At 43.8% G+C, this 235-nt stretch carries 1 pseudogene; it reads left to right on the top strand.

What is annotated here, in order from left to right:
- Nucleotides 1-235, top strand: a pseudogene (locus tag D1841_RS17750) (DNA topoisomerase IV subunit B); the annotation flags it as partial.

Below are 235 nucleotides of genomic sequence, written 5' to 3'. Positions count from 1 at the left end.
ACGGCGCCCATATCAGAACATTACTGCTTACTTTCTTCTTCAGATATATGACGCCATTGATCGAAGGTGGTTATGTTTATGCTGCAAAACCGCCGCTTTTCCTGACAAAAAGAGGCAAAGAGGTTTACTATACGTACAGTGAACCTGAGCAGGACAGACTGATGGCGAAGCTGAAGGAAGACGGAAAAGCAGGTAAAATAGACATTCAGAGATACAAGGGTCTTGGTGAAATGGA

Source organism: Neglectibacter sp. X4 (assembly GCF_009917365.1).
In the GTDB taxonomy this organism is placed as follows: Bacteria; Bacillota; Clostridia; order Oscillospirales; family Acutalibacteraceae; genus Acutalibacter.
The sequence above is the reverse complement of the archived record's forward strand: the minus strand, read 5'-3'. Positions and strand labels throughout refer to the sequence as shown.